Annotated in this window: 30 protein-coding genes; 13 read left to right on the forward strand and 17 right to left on the reverse strand. The window is 45.0% G+C overall.

Going from position 1 to position 23,258, the window contains the following annotated elements:
• The first annotated feature begins 332 nt into the window (after positions 1-332).
• Complete coding sequence (locus IM475_RS21245; RefSeq protein WP_287729044.1) at positions 333-1,040, forward strand: choice-of-anchor R domain-containing protein; 708 nt, start codon at positions 333-335, stop codon at positions 1,038-1,040.
• 438 nt (positions 1,041-1,478) lie between these two features.
• Here IM475_RS21245 and clpB read toward each other — a convergent pair whose 3' ends face one another.
• The 4 genes from clpB to IM475_RS21265 all read right to left on the reverse strand — a co-directional run bounded on the left by clpB (position 1,479) and on the right by IM475_RS21265 (position 6,145).
• Positions 1,479-4,139, reverse strand: coding sequence for an ATP-dependent chaperone ClpB (clpB, locus tag IM475_RS21250; RefSeq protein WP_287659621.1), 2,661 nt, complete (start codon positions 4,137-4,139; stop codon positions 1,479-1,481).
• 176 nt (positions 4,140-4,315) lie between these two features.
• A complete protein-coding gene (locus tag IM475_RS21255; RefSeq protein ID WP_287729045.1) occupies positions 4,316-4,801 on the reverse strand; it encodes a GNAT family N-acetyltransferase in 486 nt (161 codons plus the stop codon).
• 22 nt (positions 4,802-4,823) lie between these two features.
• Entirely contained in the window at positions 4,824-5,132 is a 309-nt protein-coding gene (locus tag IM475_RS21260) for a hypothetical protein (RefSeq protein WP_002759516.1), read from the reverse strand.
• Between the two features lie 119 nt (positions 5,133-5,251).
• Positions 5,252-6,145, reverse strand: coding sequence for a methylenetetrahydrofolate reductase (locus IM475_RS21265; RefSeq protein WP_287729046.1), 894 nt, complete (start codon positions 6,143-6,145; stop codon positions 5,252-5,254).
• 230 nt (positions 6,146-6,375) lie between these two features.
• On the opposite strand from IM475_RS21265, the gene IM475_RS21270 reads away from it, so the two are divergent.
• The 3 genes from IM475_RS21270 (at position 6,376) to IM475_RS21280 (ending at position 8,025) form a co-directional block, all read left to right on the forward strand.
• A complete protein-coding gene (locus tag IM475_RS21270; protein WP_287729047.1) occupies positions 6,376-7,101 on the forward strand; it encodes a GDSL-type esterase/lipase family protein in 726 nt (241 codons plus the stop codon).
• Entirely contained in the window at positions 7,101-7,256 is a 156-nt protein-coding gene (locus IM475_RS21275) for a hypothetical protein (RefSeq protein WP_287729048.1), read from the forward strand. The genes IM475_RS21270 and IM475_RS21275 overlap by 1 nt, the downstream gene beginning before the upstream one ends.
• 118 nt (positions 7,257-7,374) lie before the next feature.
• Positions 7,375-8,025: a TIGR04282 family arsenosugar biosynthesis glycosyltransferase gene (locus IM475_RS21280; RefSeq protein ID WP_287729049.1), complete on the forward strand. Its 651-nt coding sequence runs from the start codon at positions 7,375-7,377 to the stop codon at positions 8,023-8,025.
• Here the strand turns inward: IM475_RS21280 and IM475_RS21285 are convergent.
• From IM475_RS21285 to speD, 3 genes are all read right to left on the reverse strand, one after another.
• A complete protein-coding gene (locus IM475_RS21285; protein WP_125730612.1) occupies positions 7,987-8,499 on the reverse strand; it encodes a L,D-transpeptidase in 513 nt (170 codons plus the stop codon). The two genes, IM475_RS21280 and IM475_RS21285, sit on opposite strands and share 39 nt — an antisense overlap.
• Positions 8,500-8,577: 78 nt before the next feature.
• Positions 8,578-8,883, reverse strand: coding sequence for a DUF6464 family protein (locus IM475_RS21290; RefSeq protein ID WP_287729050.1), 306 nt, complete (start codon positions 8,881-8,883; stop codon positions 8,578-8,580).
• A 59-nt stretch (positions 8,884-8,942) separates the two neighbouring features.
• On the reverse strand, positions 8,943-9,350 hold the full coding sequence (speD, locus tag IM475_RS21295; protein WP_002781248.1) for an adenosylmethionine decarboxylase: 408 nt from the start codon (positions 9,348-9,350) through the stop codon (positions 8,943-8,945).
• Positions 9,351-9,606: 256 nt separating this feature from the next.
• On the opposite strand from speD, the gene IM475_RS21300 reads away from it, so the two are divergent.
• A complete protein-coding gene (locus tag IM475_RS21300; protein ID WP_287729051.1) occupies positions 9,607-9,936 on the forward strand; it encodes a HigA family addiction module antitoxin in 330 nt (109 codons plus the stop codon).
• A gap of 2 nt (positions 9,937-9,938) precedes the next feature.
• On the opposite strand, the gene IM475_RS21305 is transcribed toward IM475_RS21300, so the two are convergent.
• Both IM475_RS21305 and IM475_RS21310 read right to left on the reverse strand, forming a co-directional pair.
• Positions 9,939-10,592 carry a DUF4335 domain-containing protein gene (locus tag IM475_RS21305; RefSeq protein WP_287729052.1) on the reverse strand — a complete coding sequence of 218 codons (654 nt, stop codon included), beginning with the start codon at positions 10,590-10,592 and terminating at the stop codon, positions 9,939-9,941.
• Positions 10,593-10,594: 2 nt separating this feature from the next.
• Complete coding sequence (locus tag IM475_RS21310; protein ID WP_045358672.1) at positions 10,595-11,221, reverse strand: DUF3038 domain-containing protein; 627 nt, start codon at positions 11,219-11,221, stop codon at positions 10,595-10,597.
• 98 nt (positions 11,222-11,319) lie between these two features.
• On the opposite strand from IM475_RS21310, the gene IM475_RS21315 reads away from it, so the two are divergent.
• The 5 genes from IM475_RS21315 (at position 11,320) to IM475_RS21335 (ending at position 14,420) form a co-directional block, all read left to right on the forward strand.
• Positions 11,320-11,838, forward strand: a complete 519-nt coding sequence (locus tag IM475_RS21315; protein ID WP_287658652.1) for an adenine phosphoribosyltransferase — start codon at positions 11,320-11,322, stop codon at positions 11,836-11,838.
• A gap of 10 nt (positions 11,839-11,848) precedes the next feature.
• The gene (locus IM475_RS21320) at positions 11,849-12,910 is read left to right on the forward strand and encodes an ABC transporter permease (RefSeq protein WP_287729053.1); all 1,062 of its coding nucleotides are present in this window, start codon (positions 11,849-11,851) and stop codon (positions 12,908-12,910) included.
• Positions 12,911-13,090: 180 nt separating this feature from the next.
• Complete coding sequence (locus tag IM475_RS21325) at positions 13,091-13,399, forward strand: hypothetical protein (RefSeq protein WP_125730615.1); 309 nt, start codon at positions 13,091-13,093, stop codon at positions 13,397-13,399.
• 3 nt (positions 13,400-13,402) lie between these two features.
• Positions 13,403-14,281, forward strand: coding sequence for an SDR family oxidoreductase (locus IM475_RS21330; protein WP_287729054.1), 879 nt, complete (start codon positions 13,403-13,405; stop codon positions 14,279-14,281).
• Positions 14,268-14,420 carry a hypothetical protein gene (locus IM475_RS21335; protein WP_170863874.1) on the forward strand — a complete coding sequence of 51 codons (153 nt, stop codon included), beginning with the start codon at positions 14,268-14,270 and terminating at the stop codon, positions 14,418-14,420. The genes IM475_RS21330 and IM475_RS21335 overlap by 14 nt, the downstream gene beginning before the upstream one ends.
• A 14-nt stretch (positions 14,421-14,434) precedes the next feature.
• Here IM475_RS21335 and IM475_RS21340 read toward each other — a convergent pair whose 3' ends face one another.
• From IM475_RS21340 to IM475_RS21350, 3 genes are all read right to left on the reverse strand, one after another.
• Positions 14,435-14,929 carry an ureidoglycolate lyase gene (locus tag IM475_RS21340; RefSeq protein ID WP_287729055.1) on the reverse strand — a complete coding sequence of 165 codons (495 nt, stop codon included), beginning with the start codon at positions 14,927-14,929 and terminating at the stop codon, positions 14,435-14,437.
• A 5-nt stretch (positions 14,930-14,934) separates the two neighbouring features.
• Positions 14,935-16,392: an efflux RND transporter periplasmic adaptor subunit gene (locus IM475_RS21345; RefSeq protein ID WP_287729056.1), complete on the reverse strand. Its 1,458-nt coding sequence runs from the start codon at positions 16,390-16,392 to the stop codon at positions 14,935-14,937.
• Positions 16,393-16,502: 110 nt separating this feature from the next.
• Positions 16,503-17,105, reverse strand: a complete 603-nt coding sequence (locus tag IM475_RS21350) for a GUN4 domain-containing protein (RefSeq protein WP_271930952.1) — start codon at positions 17,103-17,105, stop codon at positions 16,503-16,505.
• Positions 17,106-17,188: 83 nt separating this feature from the next.
• Here IM475_RS21350 and IM475_RS21355 point away from each other — a divergent pair, with 83 nt between their 5' ends.
• Positions 17,189-18,169 carry an aspartate carbamoyltransferase catalytic subunit gene (locus IM475_RS21355; protein WP_002801327.1) on the forward strand — a complete coding sequence of 327 codons (981 nt, stop codon included), beginning with the start codon at positions 17,189-17,191 and terminating at the stop codon, positions 18,167-18,169.
• Between the two features lie 23 nt (positions 18,170-18,192).
• Here the strand turns inward: IM475_RS21355 and IM475_RS21360 are convergent, their stop codons facing one another.
• The 3 genes from IM475_RS21360 to IM475_RS21370 all read right to left on the reverse strand — a co-directional run bounded on the left by IM475_RS21360 (position 18,193) and on the right by IM475_RS21370 (position 19,709).
• The gene (locus IM475_RS21360; protein ID WP_287729057.1) at positions 18,193-18,474 is read right to left on the reverse strand and encodes a hypothetical protein; all 282 of its coding nucleotides are present in this window, start codon (positions 18,472-18,474) and stop codon (positions 18,193-18,195) included.
• Between the two features lie 195 nt (positions 18,475-18,669).
• Positions 18,670-19,146, reverse strand: a complete 477-nt coding sequence (gene ureE, locus IM475_RS21365; RefSeq protein WP_079207696.1) for an urease accessory protein UreE — start codon at positions 19,144-19,146, stop codon at positions 18,670-18,672.
• 77 nt (positions 19,147-19,223) lie between these two features.
• The gene (locus IM475_RS21370) at positions 19,224-19,709 is read right to left on the reverse strand and encodes a DUF4168 domain-containing protein (protein WP_287729058.1); all 486 of its coding nucleotides are present in this window, start codon (positions 19,707-19,709) and stop codon (positions 19,224-19,226) included.
• 544 nt (positions 19,710-20,253) lie between these two features.
• Here IM475_RS21370 and hbs point away from each other — a divergent pair.
• Together hbs and cobD are read left to right on the forward strand one after the other, a co-directional pair.
• On the forward strand, positions 20,254-20,538 hold the full coding sequence (hbs, locus tag IM475_RS21375) for a non-specific DNA-binding protein Hbs (RefSeq protein ID WP_149986496.1): 285 nt from the start codon (positions 20,254-20,256) through the stop codon (positions 20,536-20,538).
• Positions 20,539-20,593: 55 nt separating this feature from the next.
• Positions 20,594-21,658 (forward strand): threonine-phosphate decarboxylase CobD, encoded by a 1,065-nt coding sequence (gene cobD, locus IM475_RS21380; protein ID WP_287658646.1) that lies wholly within the window; start codon positions 20,594-20,596, stop codon positions 21,656-21,658.
• Positions 21,659-21,720: 62 nt separating this feature from the next.
• Here the strand turns inward: cobD and psbC are convergent, their stop codons facing one another.
• Complete coding sequence (gene psbC, locus IM475_RS21385; protein ID WP_002801320.1) at positions 21,721-23,103, reverse strand: photosystem II reaction center protein CP43; 1,383 nt, start codon at positions 23,101-23,103, stop codon at positions 21,721-21,723.
• Positions 23,087-23,258: photosystem II protein D2 (locus tag IM475_RS21390; RefSeq protein ID WP_271931852.1), on the reverse strand; the 172-nt coding region annotated here is incomplete at its 5' end. The genes IM475_RS21390 and psbC, both read right to left, overlap by 17 nt.

Below are 23,258 nucleotides of genomic sequence, written 5' to 3' on the forward strand. Positions count from 1 at the left end.
CCCCTAGGTCTGCATACTGTAATTCTTGGGCTGCCCATTTCTCCATTTTTTTGCTTACCTCCACCTTGATTCCTTCTTTCAAAACTATACCTATCAATCGTTTCCCCTTTTTTTAAGTTTCTTCTCTTTTTGTTAAGAAAGATCCGACTAATGGATAGCTCTGAAAGTGAGGGTCTTCACCCCGACATTTGAGATAAATGTTGCCGATTTACCTTCCAGGAAGCTAGGAATCTGTGCTAAATTGTTGCAAGGATTATCTTCTGAGGCAGCCCTCAGAAGATAGACCATCAATCGAGATCAACTCTATCCTTTTCAACCTTAGAGTTTTAAAAATGACTAAAAATCAGCAACTTTTGGCGAAAATGGGGGGGGGTAGCCTTGCTCTCCTTCTTTCCTTGAGCTTAGGACAACAAGCTTCTGCCACCACCCTCGTTAGCAACCTACCTCCAACAACTTTAGAGACTAACGGAGGCGCAGTAAAATTTGATCAATGGGTAAGTTCAAGTTTTACAACTGGCAGTGGCATTTATGGTTATACTCTTGACTCGGTCACTCTTCGGTTCCGGGAAGTCACTGCAGATAACAATTTATCTGTCAGTCTCTATACCGACAACTTTGGAGGAATCGGTGGTTTGATAACCAGTTTTACTAAACCTAGTTCCATTACTACCACTAACGACAATAACACCTTTACCCTTACTACTCCGCAAACATTAGCCTCTGGTACTACCTACTGGTTAGTTGCCGGGATTTCAACAAGCGGCAGTGGGGAGTATTCATGGCGTATTACTGACTTTCCCGCTCAAACAGGGTTGCCTGGCTGGTCGATTGGTGATAGTTCCTTTTTTAGTAATAATCAAGGACTTACTTGGACTCCTTTTCCTGGATCTGTAATTTTTCAATTCAGCGTTGACGGGACAGTAAACACTTCTCCCCCTCCCCCTACTAATATTCCCGAACCGGGTTCCATTGTTGCCTTGTTAGGATTAGCAGGATTGGGGTTAGCCTCTAGGCTGAAAAAACTCTCTACTCGTGCTTAGAAATTAGCTGAATGGAAACATCTTTCCGTCATCGGTCTTCGATGTCTTAGTAAACGAGGGGATATCCCAGCGGTTCCCCAGTTTTCATTGGTAAATCTTCTTGATCTTATCATGATATAGAAATTTATCAATAACCACGATTAACTTTTGTAAATAAAAACAAATTACCGCTAATTTTTCGATCAAGAAAAAGTCTTTCTCAGGCAAGTTTTCCTGTATCGAGGTGTTAGCGGTGTGTTTTTTCTTATTGAACCAACAAGAAAAGCACTTTCGGAGCTTCTCGAATTTTTGTGACAAGTGTGCCATAATCTTCGGGAAATCTAGCCGCCGCGAGTGCCACCTAATCCCCTTCTCGTTCAAGGGAAAAAATAGGGTTCTTTTCCAACATTTTTGGCTTTTACGGTCAACTCAGAGGGGGAATATATCCCCTATCTGGTTTTAATCCGAACTGAGGTTAACCACAGCTAATTCTAATGTTTGCCCTTCCTTTTCTAGCTCCTTTTTGCTAAAACTTAACACTTCATCCAGACAATCAATTACTACCGTATCCCCTTCCATAAAGGCTTGTTCGAGAATTTTTGTGGCTAAAGGATTCTCTAACTCCCGTTGGATAGCGCGTTTTAAAGGTCGCGCACCGTAGGTGGGATCGTAACCAACAGTAACGATATGATCTTCTGCTGCCGCAGTTAATTCCAGATTGATTTTTTGTTCTGCTAATAATCTTTCCAGACGCTGTAATTGCAGACGAACAATGTAACGCAATTCTTCTTTTTTCAGGGTATGGAAAATAATTAAATCGTCGATACGATTCAAAAATTCGGGACGAAAATGACTCCGCAAAGCTGTTAAAACCCGTTTCCGCATCTCCTCATAATCGGCATCTTCGGAAACATTTAAAATATGGTCACTGCCAATATTACTGGTCATGACGATAATCGTATTCCGAAAATCCACCACGCGCCCCTGAGAGTCAGTAATGCGCCCATCGTCAAGCACTTGTAATAAAATGTTAAAAACATCGCGATGGGCCTTCTCCACTTCATCCAATAAAACCACAGAATAGGGACGACGACGCACCGCTTCCGATAGTTGTCCCCCTTCCTCGTAACCCACATAACCAGGAGGAGCGCCGATTAACCGCGAAACCGCGTGTTTTTCCATGTATTCCGACATATCGATGCGAACCATGGCTTCCTCGGAGTCGAACAGTAACCCCGCCAAGGCCCGCGCTAACTCGGTTTTACCCACTCCTGTGGGTCCCATAAATAGGAATGAACCAATCGGACGCGAGGGATCTTTCATTCCCGCGCGTGCGCGTCGAATCGCCGCTGCTACTGCCGTGACCGCTTCATTTTGTCCGACAACTTTTTTCTGTAAATGAGACTCTAATTCTAATAATTTTTGTCGTTCCGATTCCATTAAACGATTGACGGGAATTCCTGTCCACCGGGCGACTATTTCGGCGATATCGGCATCAGTTACCTGTTGTCTTAACAGGGTCGCCCCAGCAGCTTGAATAGTTTCTAGTTCTTTCTCTTTTACTTCTAATTCTCCTTGTAAAATTTCTAGTTTGCCATACTTTAATTGTGCCGCTTTATTGAGATCATAAGCACGTTCCGCCTGTTCCACCTGTAGGCGCAATTGTTCTTCTTCCTCTCGTAACAATTTAATTTCCTCGGCGATATGTTTCTCCGTTTGCCATTGGTCAGCGAGAGGCTTTTGTTTACTTTCTAATTCCTCAATTTCTTCGATAATTCTTTCTAAACGCTCTTGAAAAGCTCGATCTTTTTTCTCCTCTTTTTCTAAGGAGAATTTTTCCATCTGTAACTGCATTAAGCGACGATCTATCATTTCCAAATCGGCGGGTTTAGTGGTACTTTCTACCTCTAATTTTGCCGCCGCTTCATCGACTAAATCGATCGCTTTATCCGGTAAAAAACGATCGCTAATATAACGATGGGATAAGGTAGCTGCTGCCACTAGGGCCGAATCGGTAATTGTCACCCCATGATGCACCTCATAACGTTCTTTTAAACCCCGGAGAATCGAGATAGTATCCTCCACGGAAGGTTCCTTAATATAAACCTGTTGAAAACGTCTTTCTAAAGCGGGATCTTTTTCAATATGATTGCGATATTCATCTAAAGTTGTCGCCCCAATACAGCGCAGTTCTCCCCGAGCTAACATAGGTTTTAATAGGTTGCCCGCATCCATCGATCCCCCTTCCCGAGAACCCGCACCGACAACGGTATGTAGTTCATCGATAAAGAGAATAATTCGCCCTTCTGATTGGGTAACTTCTTTCATGACTGACCGCAATCTTTCCTCGAATTCGCCTCGATATTTTGCCCCAGCGATTAAACTTCCCATATCGAGGGAAATTAACTGACGATTTTTCAAAGATTCGGGAACATCTCCGTTAACAATCCTTTGGGCTAATCCTTCCGCAATAGCGGTTTTTCCTACTCCCGGTTCACCAATTAAAACTGGGTTATTTTTCGACCGTCGCGAGAGGACTTGTACCACCCGTCGAATTTCTTCATCGCGACCGATAACTGGGTCTAATTTGCCTTCTTTGGCCGCTGCTGTTAAATCCCGGCCATATTTATCTAAAGCTTCGTATTTTTCCTCTTGATTGGGTTCAGTAACCTTTTGAGTGCCGCGAATAGCTTTGATGGCTAATTCTAAATCTTGGGGGTCAAGATTGAAAGTGCGTAAACATTTCCGGCCAACCCTTTCATCTTCGGCAAAACCGACGAGAAGATGTTCGACGGAGATAAATTTATCTTGCCAACTTTCCCTGGATGCTTCCGCTCGATCGAGCAGCAGATCGAGACCACGACCTAGATATAATTGATCGACGATGGCCACTTTCGGCTGTCGGTTGGTGAAGACTTCTAGCTGTTGTTGCAGTCGCGGAATTTCTATATTAGCTTTTTGTAAAATCCGGGTGGCTAGACCGTTATTCTGCTCTAGGAGGGCAATAATAACGTGTTCCACCTCTAAGGTCTGGTTTTTAAAGCGTCGCGCAATTTCTTGCGATTTAACAATCGAATCCCAAGCTTGTTCAGTAAATTTATTCGAGTCTGTGGGTTGCATTCTGCACCAATGAGGAAAGCCAGTGTCAGAGGTATAGTATAGCAAGGAGTCTCGATCGATCACAAAGTTCTAGGATCGACAAAGGGACTGACTTGAAAGTGGGAAGTGGGGTGTAGGGTGTAGGGAAAGAAACCTCTTTCATCTGTGGTGGTGAAAATTTTTTCATCGGGTCTGAATTATTGATCGCTATTACCCAATTGGGTTAAAGCGGTCCCGGTGAGGCGACAAATTTGCCACTCTTTGAAGACCTTAGCCCCCATTTTTCCATAAAAATCGATCGCCAGTTGATTCCACTCTAAGACAGTCCATTCTAAAAGTCCTGCATCCCTAGCGACGGCAATTTTAGCCACAGCCATTAGTAAAGCTTTCCCGATACCTTGACTGCGATAATCGGGTAAAACGAAGATATCTTCTAGGTAAATCCCCGGTTTAGTTATAAAGGTGGAATAGTTAGTAAAAAATAGGGCAAAACCGACTATTTTACCCTCTACTTCCGCCACCAATGCTTCGATGTCGGGTTTTTCTCCGAATAAATGCTCCCCTAAAGCTTGACTATTTCCTGTCATTAAATGGCTGAGTTCTTGATAGGCCGCTAAGGCAACAATTAAGTCAAAAATAGCCTTGACATCGGTAGCAACGGCAGCACGGATGGAATAATTCATGATTGCTAGTCAAATCTTGATTTTAATGCTGATGATGTTTATGGGGAGATTCAGCAGGGGGAGAATTAAGATTGGAAAAATGGCCGTTATTTAATCCCATCCCAACGCTACCAATACTGAAAAGTCCCATGGACACAAAACCGGCCGCAATTGTCCCCATGGCCACGGTTCCAATGGAAACTATTCCCATAGGAACAATACCGATGGAAATAACGCCCATGGGAACAATGCCAATAGAAATTATACCGGTGGGAGCAATACCGATCGACAACCATTTTCGCCCGGAATTACCACAACTATTCTCTTTTTCTTGACCTAGATTGGAATCCATGCTTTTAACCCCGAAGATGCTTTGAGCCTTACCATCCTAGGTTAGGGGTAGAATTCTTGTCAAAAGACCGCTAGTCAAAATGGAAGTTAATTTTTTATAAAAACTATTGACTTTTAATCTTAGTTATGTATTGGCGGGATACCAGCCAGATCGAGAATTTTCGGGACTAAATCCTCTCGTTTAATCGCCATGATGTGGACACCTTGACATAACTGCTGGGCTAATTTTATTTGTTCGGCGGCGATTTTGATGCCTTCTTCGAGGGGATGAGGTGCGTCGGCGAGTCTTTGAATGATATGATCGGGAATTTGTACCCCAGGCACATTTTTATTTAAAAATACGGCATTTTTAGCTGATTTTAACAGAAAAATTCCCGCTAGAACCGGTTTATCGGCCAGCGAGGCCACCTGCTGCATGAACTTATCAAGGCACTCGAAATCCGTAACTAATTGACTTTGAAAAAACTGCGCTCCCGCTTCGATTTTACGCTCAAAACGGCGTTGAAGACCAGACCAACTTTTTGACTGCACATCGACGGCAGCCCCGGCAAAAAGTTCTAGGGAGCCATCGGGTAAAGATTTATCGTTAAAGTCAAAACCTTTATTTAATTTATCGATCAATTTTAACAAACGTACCGATTCTAGGTCAAAAACTGCTCTAGCCTGGGGGTGATCTCCTGCTTTGACGGGATCTCCGGTTAAAGCTAGTATATTTCTCAATCCCAAGGCATGAGCGCCCATGAGATCTGCTTGTAATCCGATCACATTGCGATCGCGACAGGCCATTTGACAGATGGGTTCGATGTCGTGTTGATAGAGAATAGCGGAGGCAGCCAGAGAGGACATTCGCACTACGGCGCGACTGCCATCGGTAATATTAGCCGCATGAACGCGATTTTTTAGCCAGAGGGCCATTTCTAGCATATGACTGGCATTACCCCCTTTCGGGGGAGTAATCTCGGCTGTAATCAAAAATTCTCGGTCTTGAACCGCACGTCGTAAACGAGTAGTCATCAATTTATCTAGGTTTTAATCATAAATTTTATAGTAGATTTAGCCAGGCAATGACTCGGAGGCAAGGAATGATCATCGGGCGGCCTTGTTTTATACTGGTCAGTGCTGGTGCTTGGCTGATATCAGATGAGTTAACTGGCAGGAAAAAATTTCTAATGTAGTATAATACACGGACAGTTTAACCAAATTCGTTTACAAGTGTAAAGGACAACCGATTCGATCGAGCGATCATGCAAACTCTTCCTCCTCCTACTAAAGACAAAGACGCAATCATGACCCATCCCCTCAAAATCGTCGCTTTAGGAGATAGCCTTGTTTATGGCTATGGCGACCCCGTGGGTGGCGGTTGGGCCGAGCGCCTACGTCGTTTGTGGATGGAAAGTGCCGGTCATGCCCTGTATAATTTGGGGATTCGCGGCGATCGAGTGGTACAAGTGTCCGAACGTTTAGAACAGGAATTTCGTCTCAGGGGGGAAATTCGCAATCGTCTCCCCGACCTGATTCTTCTCTCCGTCGGTGTTAATGATACAGCCCGTTTAGGCCGGCCCGATGGTCGTACTTATACCGATCAGGATCTTTTTCAAACTCAAATCGAACATTTACTCACCCGGGCCCGTTCTCTTTGCCCGGTTTTGTTTGTAGGTATGATTCCCGTGGATGAGCGGAAAATGCCCTTTTTAGATTGTTTTTACTTCAACCATCGCGATCAGTATCGTTTTAAAGAAACCACTAAACAAGCTTGTCTAGATCAAAATATTCCCTATCTCGATTTATTTGATCTCTGGATGAACCGGGGTGATCTGTGGTGTCAAGAAAGATTAATGCAAGATGGACTTCATCCCAATGTCCAGGGCTATCAATCAATTTTAGAGGATATTTTAAACTGGTCGCCCCTCACCTCCTTTGTCGGTGTGGATGGTTTTATTCAACCGTTCACAGGAATTGCAGAAAAGTGATGTCCTCTGTTCTCAGTGGTTCTAGCGGCACTACAGAAACCGTAAGAGACAGTAAAGAAACCGGTCAAATTAATCCTATTGAAAGATTAAATAATAATCTTCGACAAAGAGTTTTTAGAGCGTCGGGGTCAGTGACCGTCTATATTGTAATTTGACATCCTCACCGCCGGGGCCAGACGGTGATTACCGGCAGAAAGCCTGTTTTATTGGGTTTACTGCCTCCTATTGACAGTAGGCTAAAACTAATAATTAATATCATCGTCGCAATCACTCGTGAACTGGAGACAACAACTAATTATTTTTACCCGTTATCCGGAATTGGGGAAAGTAAAAACCCGTATGATTCCAGCCTTGGCAGCCGAGGGAGCCGAAGAATTACACCGCAAACTGGCCGAATATACTCTCAGTAAATTAGCGGGTTTGAGGAATTTTCTCTCTCTGATCATTTGCTACCATGGCGGCAGCGAGGAGAAAATGCGTACTTGGTTAGGTGAGCATTATTCTTATCATTCTCAACGGGGAAAAGACTTAGGAGAAAAGATGCAAAATGCTTTTGCCGATGGTTTTGCTCAAGGGATGACAGCGATCGCTATTATTGGCACAGATTGCCCAGAAATCGGGGAAAAAGAGATTTTAGCAGCCTTTGAAGCCCTAAAAACCCACGATATGGTTTTAGGGCCGGCGTTAGATGGGGGATACTACCTAATTGCTTTAAAACAGGTCTTTCCAGAGCTTTTTGACGGTATTCCTTGGGGAACGGGGGAAGTCTTGGCAAAAACTCAGACAATCGCCGCTAAACTGGCTTTAAAGACCGCTTATCTGCCTAAATTAGCCGATATAGATCGCCCGGAAGACCTGCCCATCTTAAAAAAATACCTGCCAGAATTAAGGTTGAACGATGACAGGGGTTCCCATGCGGACTAAATCAAACAACACTTTCACATCCCGATTCCGCATCCGCACACAACCATGGGAAGCGGCGCTACCGAGGGAATTTTCTGCGGGGGTGCCATGAAAACCGATGGAATTTTTGCCGTCACTCCAAAAACCGATCCATCTTTCCCCTAGGGGACTATTGGGACCGGGGGTGCTGACTTTTCCTGTCCAGGGACTTTTCCAGACGGGATTGCGAACTAATTCCCGCACCTCAAATTTACCGGTGGGGGTTTCCCAGCCTTTTTTGCCGACGGCGACGGTAAATTGTGCTAAAACTTGCTTATCTTGATAAACGTAAACTTTTCTCTCTTTCAGTTTTAGGACCAGATGGGTAGCGAGAGTTTGATTGGCCGCCGTATTCGGGGTGACAGTGCTGATTTGGTTAGCTTGGGCCGGATATAGGGGTAAACAAGTTAATCCTAATCCGATGATTAAGAGGGTCAAATTTCGTTTGAACGCCATTGTTCCCACACTCCTCAATTGCGATAGCGATGATTTTTAAGGATAGCAAATAGGGAACTTTTTGGAAGCTCAAGCCGCTTATACTGTGCCGGTTTTAGCTTCGTACTGCCGACAACCTTCACAGGGACCGGTGGGATTAACCGCACAACGCAAATGGGGGGAATAGGCATTAAAACGACAACTAAGATCACCTATCAAGGCCGGTTTATTTTCTGTCCCTAGAGGAATTGACAAAAAATCACTGGCCATCACCGTGCTGTATTCGTGACGATAGCGAATCCCTCTCAAACGGTTGCTTAATCTCTGTTGGGATCGGTTAATTAACCAGAGACTAACCAGAGAGGGAAAGAGGGCGAGGATAAAAACAAAGGTTATCCTGATCACGATTTCAGTTTAGGCGATCACCAGTGCTGCTAACTTATTATTGAGGCTGGCGCTAGAAATTAGGCCATAACCAGGGAAGACTTCAGGGGTTCTTCCTTTTTGCTTTCATAAACTGCCGCAGGACCGGGGAATCCTCTGGTTAGTTCCCGGACTTTAATCTCACCTGCTTGCAGGGATTTGGTCAAAATTTCCATGGCAACCACGGGTTTACCGGCACCACAGAAGAATAAATCGGCGGCGAAATAGCCGTGTTCAGGCCAGGTGTGGATCGCGATATGAGATTCAGCTAAAGTCGCCGTCGCGGTAACTCCGTGGGGACTGAACTGGTGGACACACAAATCGATCAGCGTTGCTTCTCCTGCCGTAATTCCATCGAGGATAGCGCGACGAATGCGCTCGGGATCGTTGAGGAGGTCAGCAGGTACTTGCCAAGCATCGACAATCAAATGGGTTCCCAGTTTGGTCATTTTTTTTTCAATACTCCCTATCGAAAAACCTTCACAGATTTACCAGTATAACACAATTTTTCTAACTTGTGCAAAAAAGATCAGGTTTTTTTTTGGATACTTTCTCTAAAAAACTGAGACAGTGTGGGGTGTGGGGTGTGGGGTGTGGGGTGTGGGGTGTGGGGTGTGGGGCGAAGGCTTACGTCTGCTTGACAATAGTATTGTTAGGCGTTAGGATTCGAGCGTGGTGGACTACCACTAAAATTAGCTAAATGCGATGAACAGCGACCATTTGCCCAATATTCATCCCGGTGAAATCCTCAAGTTAGATTTTCTGGAACCGCTCAATATTACCCCCTACAGACTGAGTAAAGATTTAAGCGTAGCTCAAACTCGTATCGGTGAGATTTTAGCGGGTAAGCGTGGTATCACTGCCGACACAGCTTTGCGTCTGTCACGATATTTTGGTAACAGTCCTCAGTTTTGGCTGAATCTTCAAACAGACTACGATCTCCGTCAAGCTCAGGCAAAGAATGCCGAAGTTTATAACCAAATTCCTATTACTCCCTTTGCAGATGTGGCCGAGGGGAAAAGCGCAAGGGCCTAATTTTATCTAGGAGGGGGGACGGGATTAGTGGGGACGGTGGGACTGGGAGAAGCGGCGGGAATGGGGGGATTTTCGGGTTTACGGACTTGGGGGACGGGTAACAGATAGAAAAGTAGGGCGCAAGCGACAAGACTGCCTAATCCTGCCAAAAAAGGTACTGTCCGACTGGCCGCCGATTCATTCACCTTATGGTAGCGACGGGAAACTGGCTGTAATTTCAGGGTTAGGTCAGGTAAAGTGCGAGTATCGGCAAAAAATTGGTCAATCGCTTCTATTAAGTCGAATAACTGCACGGTACTGATTTCTATGTTGACCGGACTTTCCGGGATGTTCAAGTCCGTTGATGGATACCAGACCAGACGATGGAGATTCTGGTCAATCTTTTCTAGGTACACATGATCTGGTTCATGGACGGGGTCTTGGGGATGACGAACACCACTCAAAAATTCTTGGGCATACTGACTGACCGCTTGGACCAAATTTTCCAAGAAAACCCGACCACCTTGCAGGACTTTATTGGCCCCGATTAACCGACATTCTACGTTAGTCAAAATTGAGAGTAAAGGTCGGCTATCCCCGGGGTTAGCCGGGGCGAAATCATCGCCGAAACCATCGAGAATCAGGGTACAATTGGGCAGGCTATACTGTCTTCTCATTTTTACACGATCTCCCCATCAAATAAACTAATCCAAAAGCGCTGCATTCCCGTCGTACCAGTACAAAATAATAACTGATCGAGGAGGGATAAAGCCAGTTCATTTAAAGCATTTTCATCAGCTAGATAAACCGATACTTTGGCCCTGCGGGGGTTCATGCGACTGCGAAAATTGGAGCGAAATCGTTCTAGGTATTCTGATAAAAGAAAATTATTATCCACGGGTAAACCCTTTGATTCCATCTGTTGCCGCGCTAACAGTAATTGTCGGATGGATATAGCCAGGGGTTTGGCCCGATAACTGGCAATGATAACTAAAGCTTTGGCTTGGTCAAGGGTGAGACGGTCGAGGGTGTAGGAAATTCGCCACGGATTAGTACAGCGTAAGCGCCAGAAAATAATCCGGTTTTTGATAATTTTATCGAGTCCTAGTTCTTTACAGAGGGCTAACAGGGCCTCCCCGGCACCGACTTCTAAGGATTCCAACGCTAATAGCATTAAATCGATATGCTGTTGGAGATGTAGGGCGCATTGCTGACTGGCAATCGGAAAATCGGGTAAAACGCTTAAAATAACCGGTTTTTCTGGGGCTGATGTTGTAGATTCGGGCGTTAGGCTAGTAGAGGTCATGATATAGGAGAACTAAAACACAAGGGCGATCGAGTCAGGGTATTGTAAATTGTATTGTATAGATAGCTGTCCCCCATTTTACGAGACACGGAAACCGAATGGATCTGAAATCATTGATTCGCGATATTCCCGACTTTCCCAAACCGGGTATTGTCTTCCGCGATATTACTACCCTACTCAATCATCCCCAAGGATTACGTTACACGATCGATACCCTAACGGCAAAGTGTCGCGATTACGGTTTATCCCCCGATTACATTGTCGGTATGGAATCCAGGGGTTTTCTCTTTGGTGTTCCTTTAGCATACCAATTAGAAGCGGGATTTATTCCCGTCCGGAAACCGGGTAAATTACCCGCCGCCGTTCATAGTATCGAGTATGATTTGGAATACGGAAGCGATAGGCTCGAAATTCATCAGGACGCGGTGGCATCCCATCATAAAGTCTTAATTGTCGATGATTTAATCGCGACGGGAGGGACGGCGAAAGCAACAGCCGATTTATTAGAAAAAATTGGTTGCGAGGTGTTAGGATTTGCCTTTATCATCGAGTTAATCGACCTCGGTGGTCGGGAAAAATTACCCGATTTACCGATTATTACCCTCATCGATTATTAGGTTTTTTTCTATGACGGCGACTGATGATAATTATAAGGATGCGACCGCTCGATCGAGTGCTAATGGGTTACAATCTCTCCTAACTAGCGAAACTTTTTTATATATTGTCAAGCGTGTTCTCCAGGGTTTATTAACTCTGTTGTTGGCCTCGGCTTTGAGTTTTGCTATTATCCAATTAACCCCCGGCGGTTTTCTGGCTTTGCTTGACCTTAATCCCAAGATTAGTCAGGAAACTAAAGAACAATATATTGCCCTTTTTGGTTTAAAAGACCCGCCGATTGTCCAGTATTTTAAGTGGTTGTGGCAAGTGATAACTCAGTTTAATTTTGGTCTGAGTTTTACCTATTTTCGTCCCGTGTCTTCCCTATTATTAGAGAGAATTCCAGCGACGTTATTAATGTCTTTGACTTCCATCATTTTAACCTGGGCGATTGCAATTCCCTTGGGCATTCTCAGCGCCGTCAAACAAAACCAATTTATCGATAAATTTTTCCGAGTTATCAGTTATCTTGGTCAAGGTTTCCCCAGTTTTATCACTGCCCTTTTACTGCTAATTCTCGCCCAAAATGTCTCGCCGCTTTTACCGGTGGGTGATATGACCAGTATTAACTATTCGGAATATTCCCCTATCGGTAAAGTTTTAGATATCGCTTGGCACATGATTTTACCAACTATTGCCCTGACAGTTACCAGTTTTGCTGGATTACAAAGATTGATGCGGGGACAATTATTAGATGTTCTCCGACAGGATTATATTCAAACCGCAAGGGCGAAAGGTTTACCGGAAAATAAAGTTATCTATGTCCACGCTTTACGCAATGCTATTAATCCTCTGATAACTCTTTTGGGCTTTGAATTTTCCAGTTTGTTAAGTGGGGCATTTATCGCCGAATTTTTCTTTAACTGGCCCGGATTAGGTCGTTTAATTCTGCAAGCTGTGACGGCTAAAGATTTATATTTAGTTATGGGCAGTTTAATGATGGGGGCCACTATGTTGATTATCGGTAATCTCCTGGCTGATTTACTTCTCAAAGCTGTAGATCCTAGGATTAAATTGGAGGATTTAAAGTAGGGGAAATGGGGAAATTTTATCAGTTATCAGTAAACAGTAATCAGTTATCAGTGGGGAGACCACTGCGTGCGCGTTGCGGGGGGAGATGGGGAGATGGGGGAAATTTCAACTAAAACCCTAAAACCCCAAAACCCTAAAACCCAACCCCTTTTTTCCTTTTCACTTTTTACTTAACCAACTATGTTAGCAACTACTCATTATTTACTCAGGTCAAAACAAGACGGACAATATCTAGTGGCGCGTCTGAGAAAAGGTGAAAGCGAAACTCCGGCTAGTTATCTGCTTCTGTTTAAAGAATCCTACGATGCTTTAAGTTATATCAATACCCATGCTCAGGATTTAGTCAATAATTTTTCTGTGGAAACTCTCTCAGGAACACAATTAAAGGGACTAATGCAGCGATGGGGATTTGCAGGAATTGGTTTAGTTAGTGAACCTTTGGAACCGCAAGTGCAGTTTTTAGCCTACGAAAAAGGATTTAATCTCTAAACTATGAAAACGCTGTTAATCACTGGAGTTAGTGGGTTTTTAGGTTGGCATATTTACCAAAAAACGCGCTCATCTTGGGCAAGTTTTGGTACATATTTTAATCACAATGTCAATAGTAATGACCCAAATTTAATTAAAATTAACTTAACAGACTTAGCCGCAGTTAGAGAACTTTTTCAACAGATTAAACCCGACGCGGTAATTCATGCGGCTGCCCAATCAAAACCGAATCTCTGTCAAGAATTTCCCCAAGCATCCGAGGTAATTAATCTGACAGCTTCTCTAGAAATTGCCCGTTTGTGTAGTCAATATCAAATACCGCTAGTTTTTACCTCTACCGATTTAGTTTTTGATGGTAAAAATGCCCCCTATTCCGAACACGATCCCGTTTCTCCCGTCAGTATCTACGGTGAGCAAAAAGTAGCGGCGGAAAAGGGTATTTTAGCAATATATCCTCGGGCAGCTATTTGTCGAATGCCTTTGATGTTTGGTTCCCCTTCTCCCACCGCTAATAGTTTTCTGCAACCCTTTTTAAAAACCCTCCAAGAGGGAAAAGAACTATCTCTATTTACTGATGAATATCGGACGGCTGTTGGGGTTAATAGTGCGGTGAATGGTTTACTTTTGGCATTAGAAAAAGTGCAAGGGATTATTCATCTGGGGGGTAAAGAAAGAGTTTCTCGTTATCAATTTGGTTTACTAATGGCGGCAGTTTTTAACCTTCCTAGTGAACAAATAAGACCCTGTTTACAGTCCGATGTTCCCATGAGTGCGCCGCGTCCGCAGGATGTTTCTCTTGATAGTTCTCTTGCTTTTTCTTTAGGTTATCAACCATTAAGTATTAAAAGCGAATTAGAGGCAATTAGAGATGAAATTATCTGAACAAAAGCGGACTATATTAATTATCTTGCTCCTTTTTTTTACCGCTATTCTCATGACCAATTATTTTGAGGTAGGGATGACGGGAGTGTTAGCTTTTTTCGTTGCCTATCTTTCTAAAGGAATGCGAAAAGTTAAGTAAAAAAATCAATTGTTTCAATCAACAATCTCGAATTCTATTGACTGCTCTTGGGCAAAATTATAGGTAAAATGATCGACAATATTAGTATCGCTCAATTCAAGATTATAAAAATCGATCACTGGTTGATCAAAAAGTGGGCCAGCGTGCCAAGTTCCCACCTCTAATTTAATAAAACAGTCCCCGGGGATGCGAAAAACCTTTAATTTTTCTAAATCTGGTTGAGGATGAGGACTAGGGGGGGCCACTCCCAAAAACCACTCTTGTCCCCCCAAAGAACCAAGACATTGGGTACATTGACTATGACGAGTAATTCGCTTAAATTTACGTCCGCGAGTCTGTAAACGCATAATATAAAAACGTGGCACACCGTTTTTTAAATGCAGTTGTGCATCGCTTTCATCAAACAGTTTCCCGTCATGGCTAGGGGTTATTAATTGACCGTAGGGACGGAAACTCTCGGCTGTAATTAGTTGCGCTGACAGGGGACGAACGGTAATCGAATTACTCATAAAAATTACTGCTGACTAACAGTTATAGCTGTACCATCTCGGAGAGAAAGAATATTATTAATAGCAATTCTTTCCCCGGCATTTACTCCAGAAATAACCTGATAAGCTTGCCCTTGAATTGTGCCGACTTGAATTGGTTTTTGTCTGACCACTAAACGCTCCTTGGCATTTTCTTGACCTTCTTTAGCCTTTTCTTTTTCGGCGACAAAAACAAAATTTTGCGCTCCGATGCTAGTCACTGCCGTGGTGGGAACTAATACCCCCGGTTTTTGATCCCAAATTAACCGCGTCCGCACATATTGGTTATTGCGAAGACTGCCATCATTAGTAAAGGCAAATTTCACTAAAACCGATTGGGTAGCTTGGGAAACGGTGGGGGAAATAAAAGTTACTTGACCGCGAACGCCCGGGCTGCCATCGGGATTAATAATTTCCACGGGCAAACCGACGCGCAGACGCGGTTGTAATTCCACGGGAATCTGCACATTTAGTTCCAAAGTTTTATTATTAGTCAACGAGGTTAATTCTTCACCCAGGGAGATAATATCGCCGACTTTTCTTTGATTAAAATCGCCGACAAAACCATCAATCGGGGCGGTAATGGTGTTAAAAACTAAATTCTGGCGCGTCGCCCCTAATTGCCCCTCGGCGCTGGCTACTGCCGCTTGACGACTGTTCACTGTTGCCGCCGCCGCCGCCACCTGTTGCCGTGAGGCTAATTCGTTTTGAATGGCGATATTTAATGCTTCTTGGTTTGCCTGTAGGGTAGCTCTAGCCGCCGTCACCTGTTGACGGGCCGCATCACGATTTTTAGACCGGGCCTCTACTTCCGCCCTGGCGGCCTGAATGTCGCGGCGGCGATCATCTAAGTCCTGTTGGGGCTGTGCGCCTTGTTTGACCAGAAATTCGGCTCTTTTTAGGTTTTTTTCCGCTAAATCTAAATTAGCTCTTGCTCTCTGCAAATCGGCTTCGGCGGCGCTCAAGGTGGCGATCTGACTTTTCACATTGGCTTCGGCATTGGCCACATTTGCCCGATTCTGGGCAATTTGGGCTTTATTTGCCCTCGCTTGCGCTTGTCTTTGCCTTAAATCCGCCTCAGACGCATTCAGGTTCGCTTTGGCCGAATTTACCTGGCCGATGCCGGCGTTTACCTGTTGCTGTTGTTGTTCGGGATCCAATTCGGCGATTTTTTGTCCCTGAGTTACCTGATCGCCAGATTTAACGAAAATAGACCGAATCCGACCAGTAATCTGAGGAGAGACGCTAACACGCTCTTGGGCGATCAAAGTACCCACAAATTCGCTACTTTGCACTAATTTGTCGGTGCCGAGGGTTTGCAGTTTGACGGGAACAGCCGCCGGTCCAGTGGCTTGCGGGGTTTGGGGGGCGCAACCGGTGATAATTAGGGAAACGGCGATCGACGAACCGATCGCTCTCGATAGGTTAACGGATCGTTTAATCATTGTTAAATTTAGGGAGTTTTGGCAGAAAAAGTGCTAGTAAATCGGAAAAAAAGGGAAGGTGAGGAGAGAAGCTTTTCCTTAAATTTTACTCTACAGAATTGATCGCGTGATCACTGTTTGCTTTGCCCTAAGCTAACAATATTACAGGTGACTAATCTTTGGGCGAGGGTGGTGTATTCTAGGCGACCACCAGCGATCTGATATTCGTCCCGGGGCGCCGGCAGATGACCGACGGGAGCATTGAGGGTATAGTTAAGATTTTCTTTAAAAATAATCCAATCACCACCTTTACGCCAACCGATGCGATCGCCAAAAGTTTGAAAATTTTCGATCGCCACTAAGCGCCCCGGTCGATTACCCGTCTCGATAAAAATGCGAAATTGGGTACTGAAACTAAAACGACCCCCGGAAGCTTCTTTCCAGAGTTGATCCATCTTTTGCAGATCCCAACAGGCCAATTTTTGCAGGTCTTCCATGGTAAACCAGCCCTGTAATTCCCGTCCGGTTGCTTTCAGCATTAAATTACGGGTTTCATCGTTAGCTTGCCGCCAATTTTGTTGAGCGAGGAAATTTTTCAGGCGAGTGTAATTAATGCCCGTGGTCGGTGATACCATTTCCCCAGAGGTGGCAGTCTGGGCAACGATCGCCGGCAAGGGATTGAGAAATAAAGCGATCGCAAGAGTGATCTGACACAAGGAAAAATTAATTCTCATAAACCCTATTTATTAACCTGATGCAAAGAAATCCTACAATAGCATAGACGAAATTTGCCGTTTTTACCGCCTCCTTAACTCCTATGGCTTTCACTTGGATCCGACACCACATTTTGGGATTGCAAGACTGGCAACCGGAAGAATACCAAACCCTGCTACAAACGGCCTCTAGTTTTCGTGAAGTTCTTTCCCGACGTACCAAGAAAGTGCCGGCCCTACAAGGTCAGGTGGTGACAAATCTTTTTTTTGAACCTTCCACCCGCACCCGTAGTAGTTTTGAACTAGCGGCGAAACGTCTTTCGGCCGATGTTCTCAATTTTGCCCCGGGTAGTTCCAGTTTGACTAAGGGGGAAACGATTCTCGATACCGCTTTAACCTATGTGGCCATGGGTACGGATATCTTTGTCATCCGACATCAACAGTCGGGGGTTCCCGATTTAATTGCCGCAGAAATGGATCGTTTGCAGTCGGGGGTCAGTATTCTTAATGCTGGGGACGGTCAACACGAACACCCCTCCCAGGGACTTTTAGACCTGTTTACGATCTGTTGTCTGTTAGATCAGGAAAATCCCCGTTTAGAACTGTTAGAGGGTAAAAAAATCGCTATTGTCGGGGATATACTCCATTCTCGTGTCGCTCGTTCCAATATCTGGAGTTTAACCACGGCTGGGGCGGAAGTACATTTGTCCGCACCCCCTACCCTGCTGCCGAAATATTTTGGGGAATTGTGCGATCGCCTATTTCTCCACTGGGATTTAGAACCAGCTTTAGAAAAGGCCGATTTTGTGATGACCCTGCGACTGCAAAAAGAACGCATGACTGCCAATCTTTTGCCCAGTTTACGCGAATATCATCAAAGTTTTGGCATTACTCGTCCTCGTTTGCAATCCTGTCAACCGGGGGTGAAGGTACTTCATCCGGGTCCTGTGAATCGGGGAGTGGAAATTAGTTCCGATTTAATGGATGATCCCGATTTTAGTCTAATTTCCCAACAAGTTACCAGTGGTGTCGCTGTCAGAATGGCTTTATTATACCTCATTGGTAATCTTCGCGGCGACCGGTAAAAGCTTCTCAGGGATTTGCTCTTTTAGTCTGGTTTCATTGAAACAATCCTAAAGTTTCTATCAAGGTAAATATCATACTTTCTTCCTCCCTCACACACAGCATCTTCTGCTTCAAACTGGTTAGTCTCAACATCAAATTTCATCTCTTTAGGATTCCTACAGCCCTGTTTTAGCAAAGCATCAGTCAACCGTGATTTTTCTTCCGGGGTCAAAGCCCGGTAATCACTACTATTAGCTTGACCCGCATAGATTGACATTCCTATAATGCTAAGAGATAGTAAGCTTATGATCGATTTGGTCTTCATTTTTTCAACTTCCTGAATACAATAAAAACATCATTCAAAGGGTTTTAGACCCAAATTTTCGGTAATTAGTTCGGCACGATTACCGGTCTTTATCTTAGGAGAAGTATATCTGGATTACAATAAGTATAAATACTCAAGCCACCCAGAGGGCTTTTCTAGGAACTTTGACCGATACCGAATTCCGTTCTTTTTTAACTATCCCTTTTTTGCCTCTTCCAGGTCATGATAATGCTGATAAGCGCCGATTTCGGGGTTAAAGGGGGCGATTTCCTCAGTTACGGTTAATCCCAAACCTTCTAACATTGCTTGTAGGACAGAATCGGGGGCCAGACGGAGGTAATCGGGGTTAATTTCTAGGGCTACATGACGATTACCGAGGTGATAGGCAGCTTTGAGGAGTAAATCGGTTGAAGGGGCGGTAATAGTGATAACTGGTTCTGGTTTAGCAATAATTTGAATAATTTCGCCGTTTTCCCCCCGCAGGAAATCGCGGTCCTGTAGAATTGTGCCGCGGGGTAAACGAAAACAGAGGGAAAAACCTTCGGGACTATCGAGACGATAACGGCTGCGGGTGCGTTCTTCGGCCGTGAGTAGAAGGCTAAAAACTACCGTTTCTGGGGGAGGTGGACTAGCGGTATGACGGGGGGGTAAGCGCTCGGTAAAAGTCAACATGGTAGTGGTCAATGGGAAAAAACATTCTTAATTGTAGCCCCGACTCCAGCTTGACCCGAAAAACTGAGGAACTTTTTCTATTTATTCTCCCGTTGCAGACGAATCATCTCATTTTGCACCCGTCGTCTCAAGCTATCATCGGTACGAATCCGGTTAGTAATGGCGTTAAATTGAGCTGCGGTGAAGCCACTATCTTTGACAATCTTTTTTGAGTTATTACAATAATCGACGGCAATTCTTTGGGCATTAGCTGGAAGATTATTAAAGCTTTCCCGTTGGTTACAGGTAATTGCTGGGGGACTTTTGCCTAAAATTTGCGAAATTGCCTGATAAGCTTGTCTTCTTTCGGTTTCGATCCACAAAACTGCTTTGGCATAACGTTTAATTTGGTCAGCCGTAAAATCTTGAGTATAAGCGGAAGACTGGAAACTAACCACCTCCGTCGTCCAAGAAAATTCGGGAATCACACCGCCAAGAATGGCGATTACTGCCAAAAAAGTCACAATAAAAGAACGTCTTAAGCTTTGACCTAGATCGGCTAGGGGATAGCAGTAAATCACCATGCGAGTTTGTCGCTGAATAGATAATGATAGCAAACTTTCCAGTTAAATCCTGCTTTTTTGAATATTTTTAACGATCATAAGTTCCAATTTTAGCGAATATCTCCTGGGCCCGAACTTAATTTTTGGGCAGAAATTGCTTTGGTAAACTTTTTTAACGTTTTTGGGGGCAAAATTAGTCAAAAATCTTGGAGAGAACCGATGAACGATTTTTGGGAAGTTAGGATGCCTATCGCTTTTAGAGAATATTTATCGGCAATTTAGCCCGCTAATCTCTTTTTATTAGCTTATATCGCTGTTAATCTCTCGCTTATTCTCTTTTGTGTCCCCCGTGGCGGGGAATCAGGAGGAAATCTAGATAAATTAAAGGTTTCAGCGATTCCGATCGAGACAATTCCCGCTTAGAATAATGCAGTGGAATATATAGCCAATGAGGATTTGAGGCATTATTTAGTGATCTCGATCCTGGCGAGTCCTCAACAGGAGAACCATAAACTACTGACAACCACCCTAAACTCAGAAAAACCGCAAAACAAGGAGTTAGCGCATGAATAAAGGTGAATTAATCGATCAAATCGCTCTCAAAGCCTCTGTCACCAAAAAACAAGCAGATGCTGTTCTCACTGCCGCCATCGAAACCATTATCGAAGCGGTTTCTGAGGGGGACAAAGTAACCCTAGTAGGATTCGGTTCCTTCGAAGCCCGGGAACGTCAGGCCAGGGAAGGACGCAACCCAAAAACCGGCGATAAGATGGATATTCCGGCCACTCGCGTCCCGGCTTTCTCGGCGGGTAAACTGTTTAAAGACAGAGTGGCCCCGGATAAGGAATAATTACTGTTGAGTTTCGTTCTCGCGTAGCGAGCGCAAAGCGTTCGCTGTAAGTCTTTTGCTTAGACCTAAACATGGTGGTAATCTTGACTGGGCGGCCGCCATTGCTGGCTGTCCGGTTTCCTCTATTCTCGATTTTTCTGCCAGTATCAACCCCCTCGGTCCGCCAGAAAGTGCCCTAACCGCTATTAAAAGCCATTTAACCAGTCTGACTCGTTATCCTGACCCCGAGTATTGGCAGTTGCGTTCTGCCCTGGGCCAATGGCACAATATCGGACCAGATTGGATTCTCCCCGGCAATGGTGCGGCCGAGTTATTAACCTGGGCCGGTCGGGAATTGGCCTCATTTGATAGTGTTTATGTACTAACACCCGCTTTTAACGATTACGAACGGGCTTTAAAAAGTTTTGGTGGAAAAATCTGCCAACATTCCCTAGATTTAACCACTTTAAAGCCGGTTAATCCCGAAAAACAAGGCTTATTACTTAATAATCCCCACAATCCCACTGGGAAACTCTGGACGGTGGCGGCCATTCGTCCCTATCTATCGCAATTTGGTTTGGTGGTGGTGGATGAAGCTTTTATGGATTTTTTACCCCCGCCACAACAGGAGAGTTTAATATCTCTGTTGCCGGAATATCCCAATCTCGTGATTGTGCGTTCCCTAACTAAATTTTACAGTCTCCCCGGTTTACGTCTAGGATATGTCCTCGCCCATCCCGATCGCCTGTTACAATGGCAAAGATGGCGCGATCCTTGGTCGGTGAATAACTTGGCTGTGGTTGCCGCAATAGCGGCAATTGAAGATAGGGATTTTCAACAACAAACTTGGGACTGGTTAACGGCGGCCCGCCTGGATTTATGGCAGGGATTAGCTAATTTTCCGCAATTACAGCCCCAAACCAGTGCCGCTAACTTCCTCTTAGTACAATCTCAATCTTCCTGTTTACCCCTACAGGAAGCTTTATTAAAATATCATCGAATTTTCATCCGCGATTGTCTCAGTTTCCCCGAATTGGGCAGCAATTATTTTCGGGTAGCTGTCCGTTTACCGGCAGAAAATCAACGATTATTATCGGCTTTAGAGAGTATTTTAGCCGCGTCTGAGGATGTCAATGTCTGATATTAACCACAAAAAGGCTCCCGCCAACTAGACGGGAGCCGCTGCCATCGAACTAAGCGAAATTAGTCGAGGTCGGGCATTGCCAATGCGGGTTCAGTCTCGCGGTCAATTCCTTTCTCGAAACCGGCGGCGGCGGCGCGAGCGCGTCCAGCGTGCCAGAGGTGTCCAATCAGGAAGAAGAAAGCGAGGGTGAAGTGAGAGGTAGCCAACCAAGCGCGAGGAGACACATAGTTAAACGAGTTAACGTCAGTGATAACGCCGCCCACAGAGTTCAAGGAACCTAAAGGAGCGTGGGTCATGTATTCAGCCGCGCGGCGTACTTGCCAGGGTTGTACGTCATTTCTGATTTTGTCGAGGTCTAAACCGTTAGGACCGCGGAGGGGTTCTAACCAGGGACCGCGGAAATCCCAGAAACGCATGGTTTCACCACCGAAGATGATTTCGCCAGTGGGAGAGCGCATCAGGTATTTACCTAGACCGGTGGGGCCTTGGGCAGAAGCGACGTTAGCGCCTAAGCGTTGGTCACGCACCAAGAAGGTGAAAGCTTGAGCTTGGGAAGCTTCCATACCGGTCGGACCGTAGAATTCACTGGGATAGGCGGTGTTGTTAAACCAAACGTAAACGGCGGCGATAAAGCCCATCATGGAAAGAGCGCCCAAGCTGTAGGACAGATAGGCTTCTCCAGACCAGATGAAAGCGCGGCGCGCCCAAGCAAAAGGTTTGGTGAGAATGTGCCAGATACCGCCAGCGATACAGATTAAGCCAATCCAGATGTGACCGCCGATGATATCTTCCATGTTGTTGACGCTGATAATCCAGCCTTCGCCACCGAAGGGAGCTTTGGTCAGATAACCAAAGATAACTGCGGGGTTGAGGGTCGGATTGGTGATGATGCGGACATCACCGCCACCGGGGGCCCAGGTATCATAGACACCGCCAAAGAACATGGCTTTAAATACCAACAACAGCGCACCACAACCCAAGAGAATCAGGTGATAACCGATGATGTTGGTCATTTGGTTTTTGTCTTTCCAGTCGTAACCGAAGAAATTAGAGTATTCCTCTAGGGTTTCCGGTCCGCGGATAGCGTGGTAGATACCACCAAAACCGAGTACAGCCGAAGAAATTAAGTGCAGAACACCGGCGACGAAGTAGGGGAAGGTATCGACTACTTCACCACCCGGACCGACCCCAAAACCGAGGGTAGCTAAGTGGGGAAGCAGGATTAAACCCTGTTCGTACATCGGTTTTTCGGGGATAAAGTGGGCGGTTTCAAACAGGGTCATTGCCCCGGCCCAGAAAACGATTAAACCGGCGTGGGCGACGTGAGCGCCGAGCAGTTTACCGGAGAGATTGATAAGACGAGCGTTACCAGACCACCAAGCGAAGCCAGTGGAACTTTGGTCACGACCGCTAGCGGTAGGGATATTAGAGAGCGTTACCACGCGGGAGAACCTCCTCAGGGAAGATAAAGTTTTCGTGGGGTTGGTCTTGGGGAGCCATCCAAGCTCTCAGACCTTCGTTAAGCAGAATATTTTTAGTGTAGAAGGTTTCAAATTCCGGGTCTTCCGCCGCTCTCAATTCCTGAGAAACGAAGTCA

This window comes from Microcystis sp. M061S2, assembly GCF_020245605.1.
In the GTDB taxonomy this organism is placed as follows: Bacteria; Cyanobacteriota; Cyanobacteriia; order Cyanobacteriales; family Microcystaceae; genus Microcystis.

Bases quoted from the DNA above. Each gene is read 5' to 3' on its own strand.
- IM475_RS21270 (WP_287729047.1), top strand. From the start codon at position 6,376: ATGCAAACTCTTCCTCCTCCTACTAAAGACAAAGACGCAATCATGACC.
- IM475_RS21275 (WP_287729048.1), top strand. From the start codon at position 7,101: ATGTCCTCTGTTCTCAGTGGTTCTAGCGGCACTACAGAAACCGTAAGA.
- IM475_RS21355 (WP_002801327.1), top strand. From the start codon at position 17,189: ATGGCTTTCACTTGGATCCGACACCACATTTTGGGATTGCAAGACTGG.
- IM475_RS21285 (WP_125730612.1), bottom strand. From the start codon at position 8,499: ATGGCGTTCAAACGAAATTTGACCCTCTTAATCATCGGATTAGGATTA.
- IM475_RS21330 (WP_287729054.1), top strand. From the start codon at position 13,403: ATGAAAACGCTGTTAATCACTGGAGTTAGTGGGTTTTTAGGTTGGCAT.
- IM475_RS21335 (WP_170863874.1), top strand. From the start codon at position 14,268: ATGAAATTATCTGAACAAAAGCGGACTATATTAATTATCTTGCTCCTT.
- IM475_RS21255 (WP_287729045.1), bottom strand. From the start codon at position 4,801: ATGAATTATTCCATCCGTGCTGCCGTTGCTACCGATGTCAAGGCTATT.
- IM475_RS21320 (WP_287729053.1), top strand. From the start codon at position 11,849: ATGACGGCGACTGATGATAATTATAAGGATGCGACCGCTCGATCGAGT.
- IM475_RS21315 (WP_287658652.1), top strand. From the start codon at position 11,320: ATGGATCTGAAATCATTGATTCGCGATATTCCCGACTTTCCCAAACCG.
- IM475_RS21305 (WP_287729052.1), bottom strand. From the start codon at position 10,592: ATGAGAAGACAGTATAGCCTGCCCAATTGTACCCTGATTCTCGATGGT.
- IM475_RS21300 (WP_287729051.1), top strand. From the start codon at position 9,607: ATGAACAGCGACCATTTGCCCAATATTCATCCCGGTGAAATCCTCAAG.
- IM475_RS21345 (WP_287729056.1), bottom strand. From the start codon at position 16,392: ATGATTAAACGATCCGTTAACCTATCGAGAGCGATCGGTTCGTCGATC.
- IM475_RS21325 (WP_125730615.1), top strand. From the start codon at position 13,091: ATGTTAGCAACTACTCATTATTTACTCAGGTCAAAACAAGACGGACAA.
- hbs (WP_149986496.1), top strand. From the start codon at position 20,254: ATGAATAAAGGTGAATTAATCGATCAAATCGCTCTCAAAGCCTCTGTC.
- IM475_RS21360 (WP_287729057.1), bottom strand. From the start codon at position 18,474: ATGAAGACCAAATCGATCATAAGCTTACTATCTCTTAGCATTATAGGA.
- ureE (WP_079207696.1), bottom strand. From the start codon at position 19,146: ATGTTGACTTTTACCGAGCGCTTACCCCCCCGTCATACCGCTAGTCCA.
- speD (WP_002781248.1), bottom strand. From the start codon at position 9,350: ATGACCAAACTGGGAACCCATTTGATTGTCGATGCTTGGCAAGTACCT.
- IM475_RS21245 (WP_287729044.1), top strand. From the start codon at position 333: ATGACTAAAAATCAGCAACTTTTGGCGAAAATGGGGGGGGGTAGCCTT.
- IM475_RS21350 (WP_271930952.1), bottom strand. From the start codon at position 17,105: ATGAGAATTAATTTTTCCTTGTGTCAGATCACTCTTGCGATCGCTTTA.
- IM475_RS21370 (WP_287729058.1), bottom strand. From the start codon at position 19,709: ATGGTGATTTACTGCTATCCCCTAGCCGATCTAGGTCAAAGCTTAAGA.
- IM475_RS21260 (WP_002759516.1), bottom strand. From the start codon at position 5,132: ATGGATTCCAATCTAGGTCAAGAAAAAGAGAATAGTTGTGGTAATTCC.
- IM475_RS21340 (WP_287729055.1), bottom strand. From the start codon at position 14,929: ATGAGTAATTCGATTACCGTTCGTCCCCTGTCAGCGCAACTAATTACA.
- IM475_RS21265 (WP_287729046.1), bottom strand. From the start codon at position 6,145: ATGACTACTCGTTTACGACGTGCGGTTCAAGACCGAGAATTTTTGATT.
- IM475_RS21310 (WP_045358672.1), bottom strand. From the start codon at position 11,221: ATGACCTCTACTAGCCTAACGCCCGAATCTACAACATCAGCCCCAGAA.
- clpB (WP_287659621.1), bottom strand. From the start codon at position 4,139: ATGCAACCCACAGACTCGAATAAATTTACTGAACAAGCTTGGGATTCG.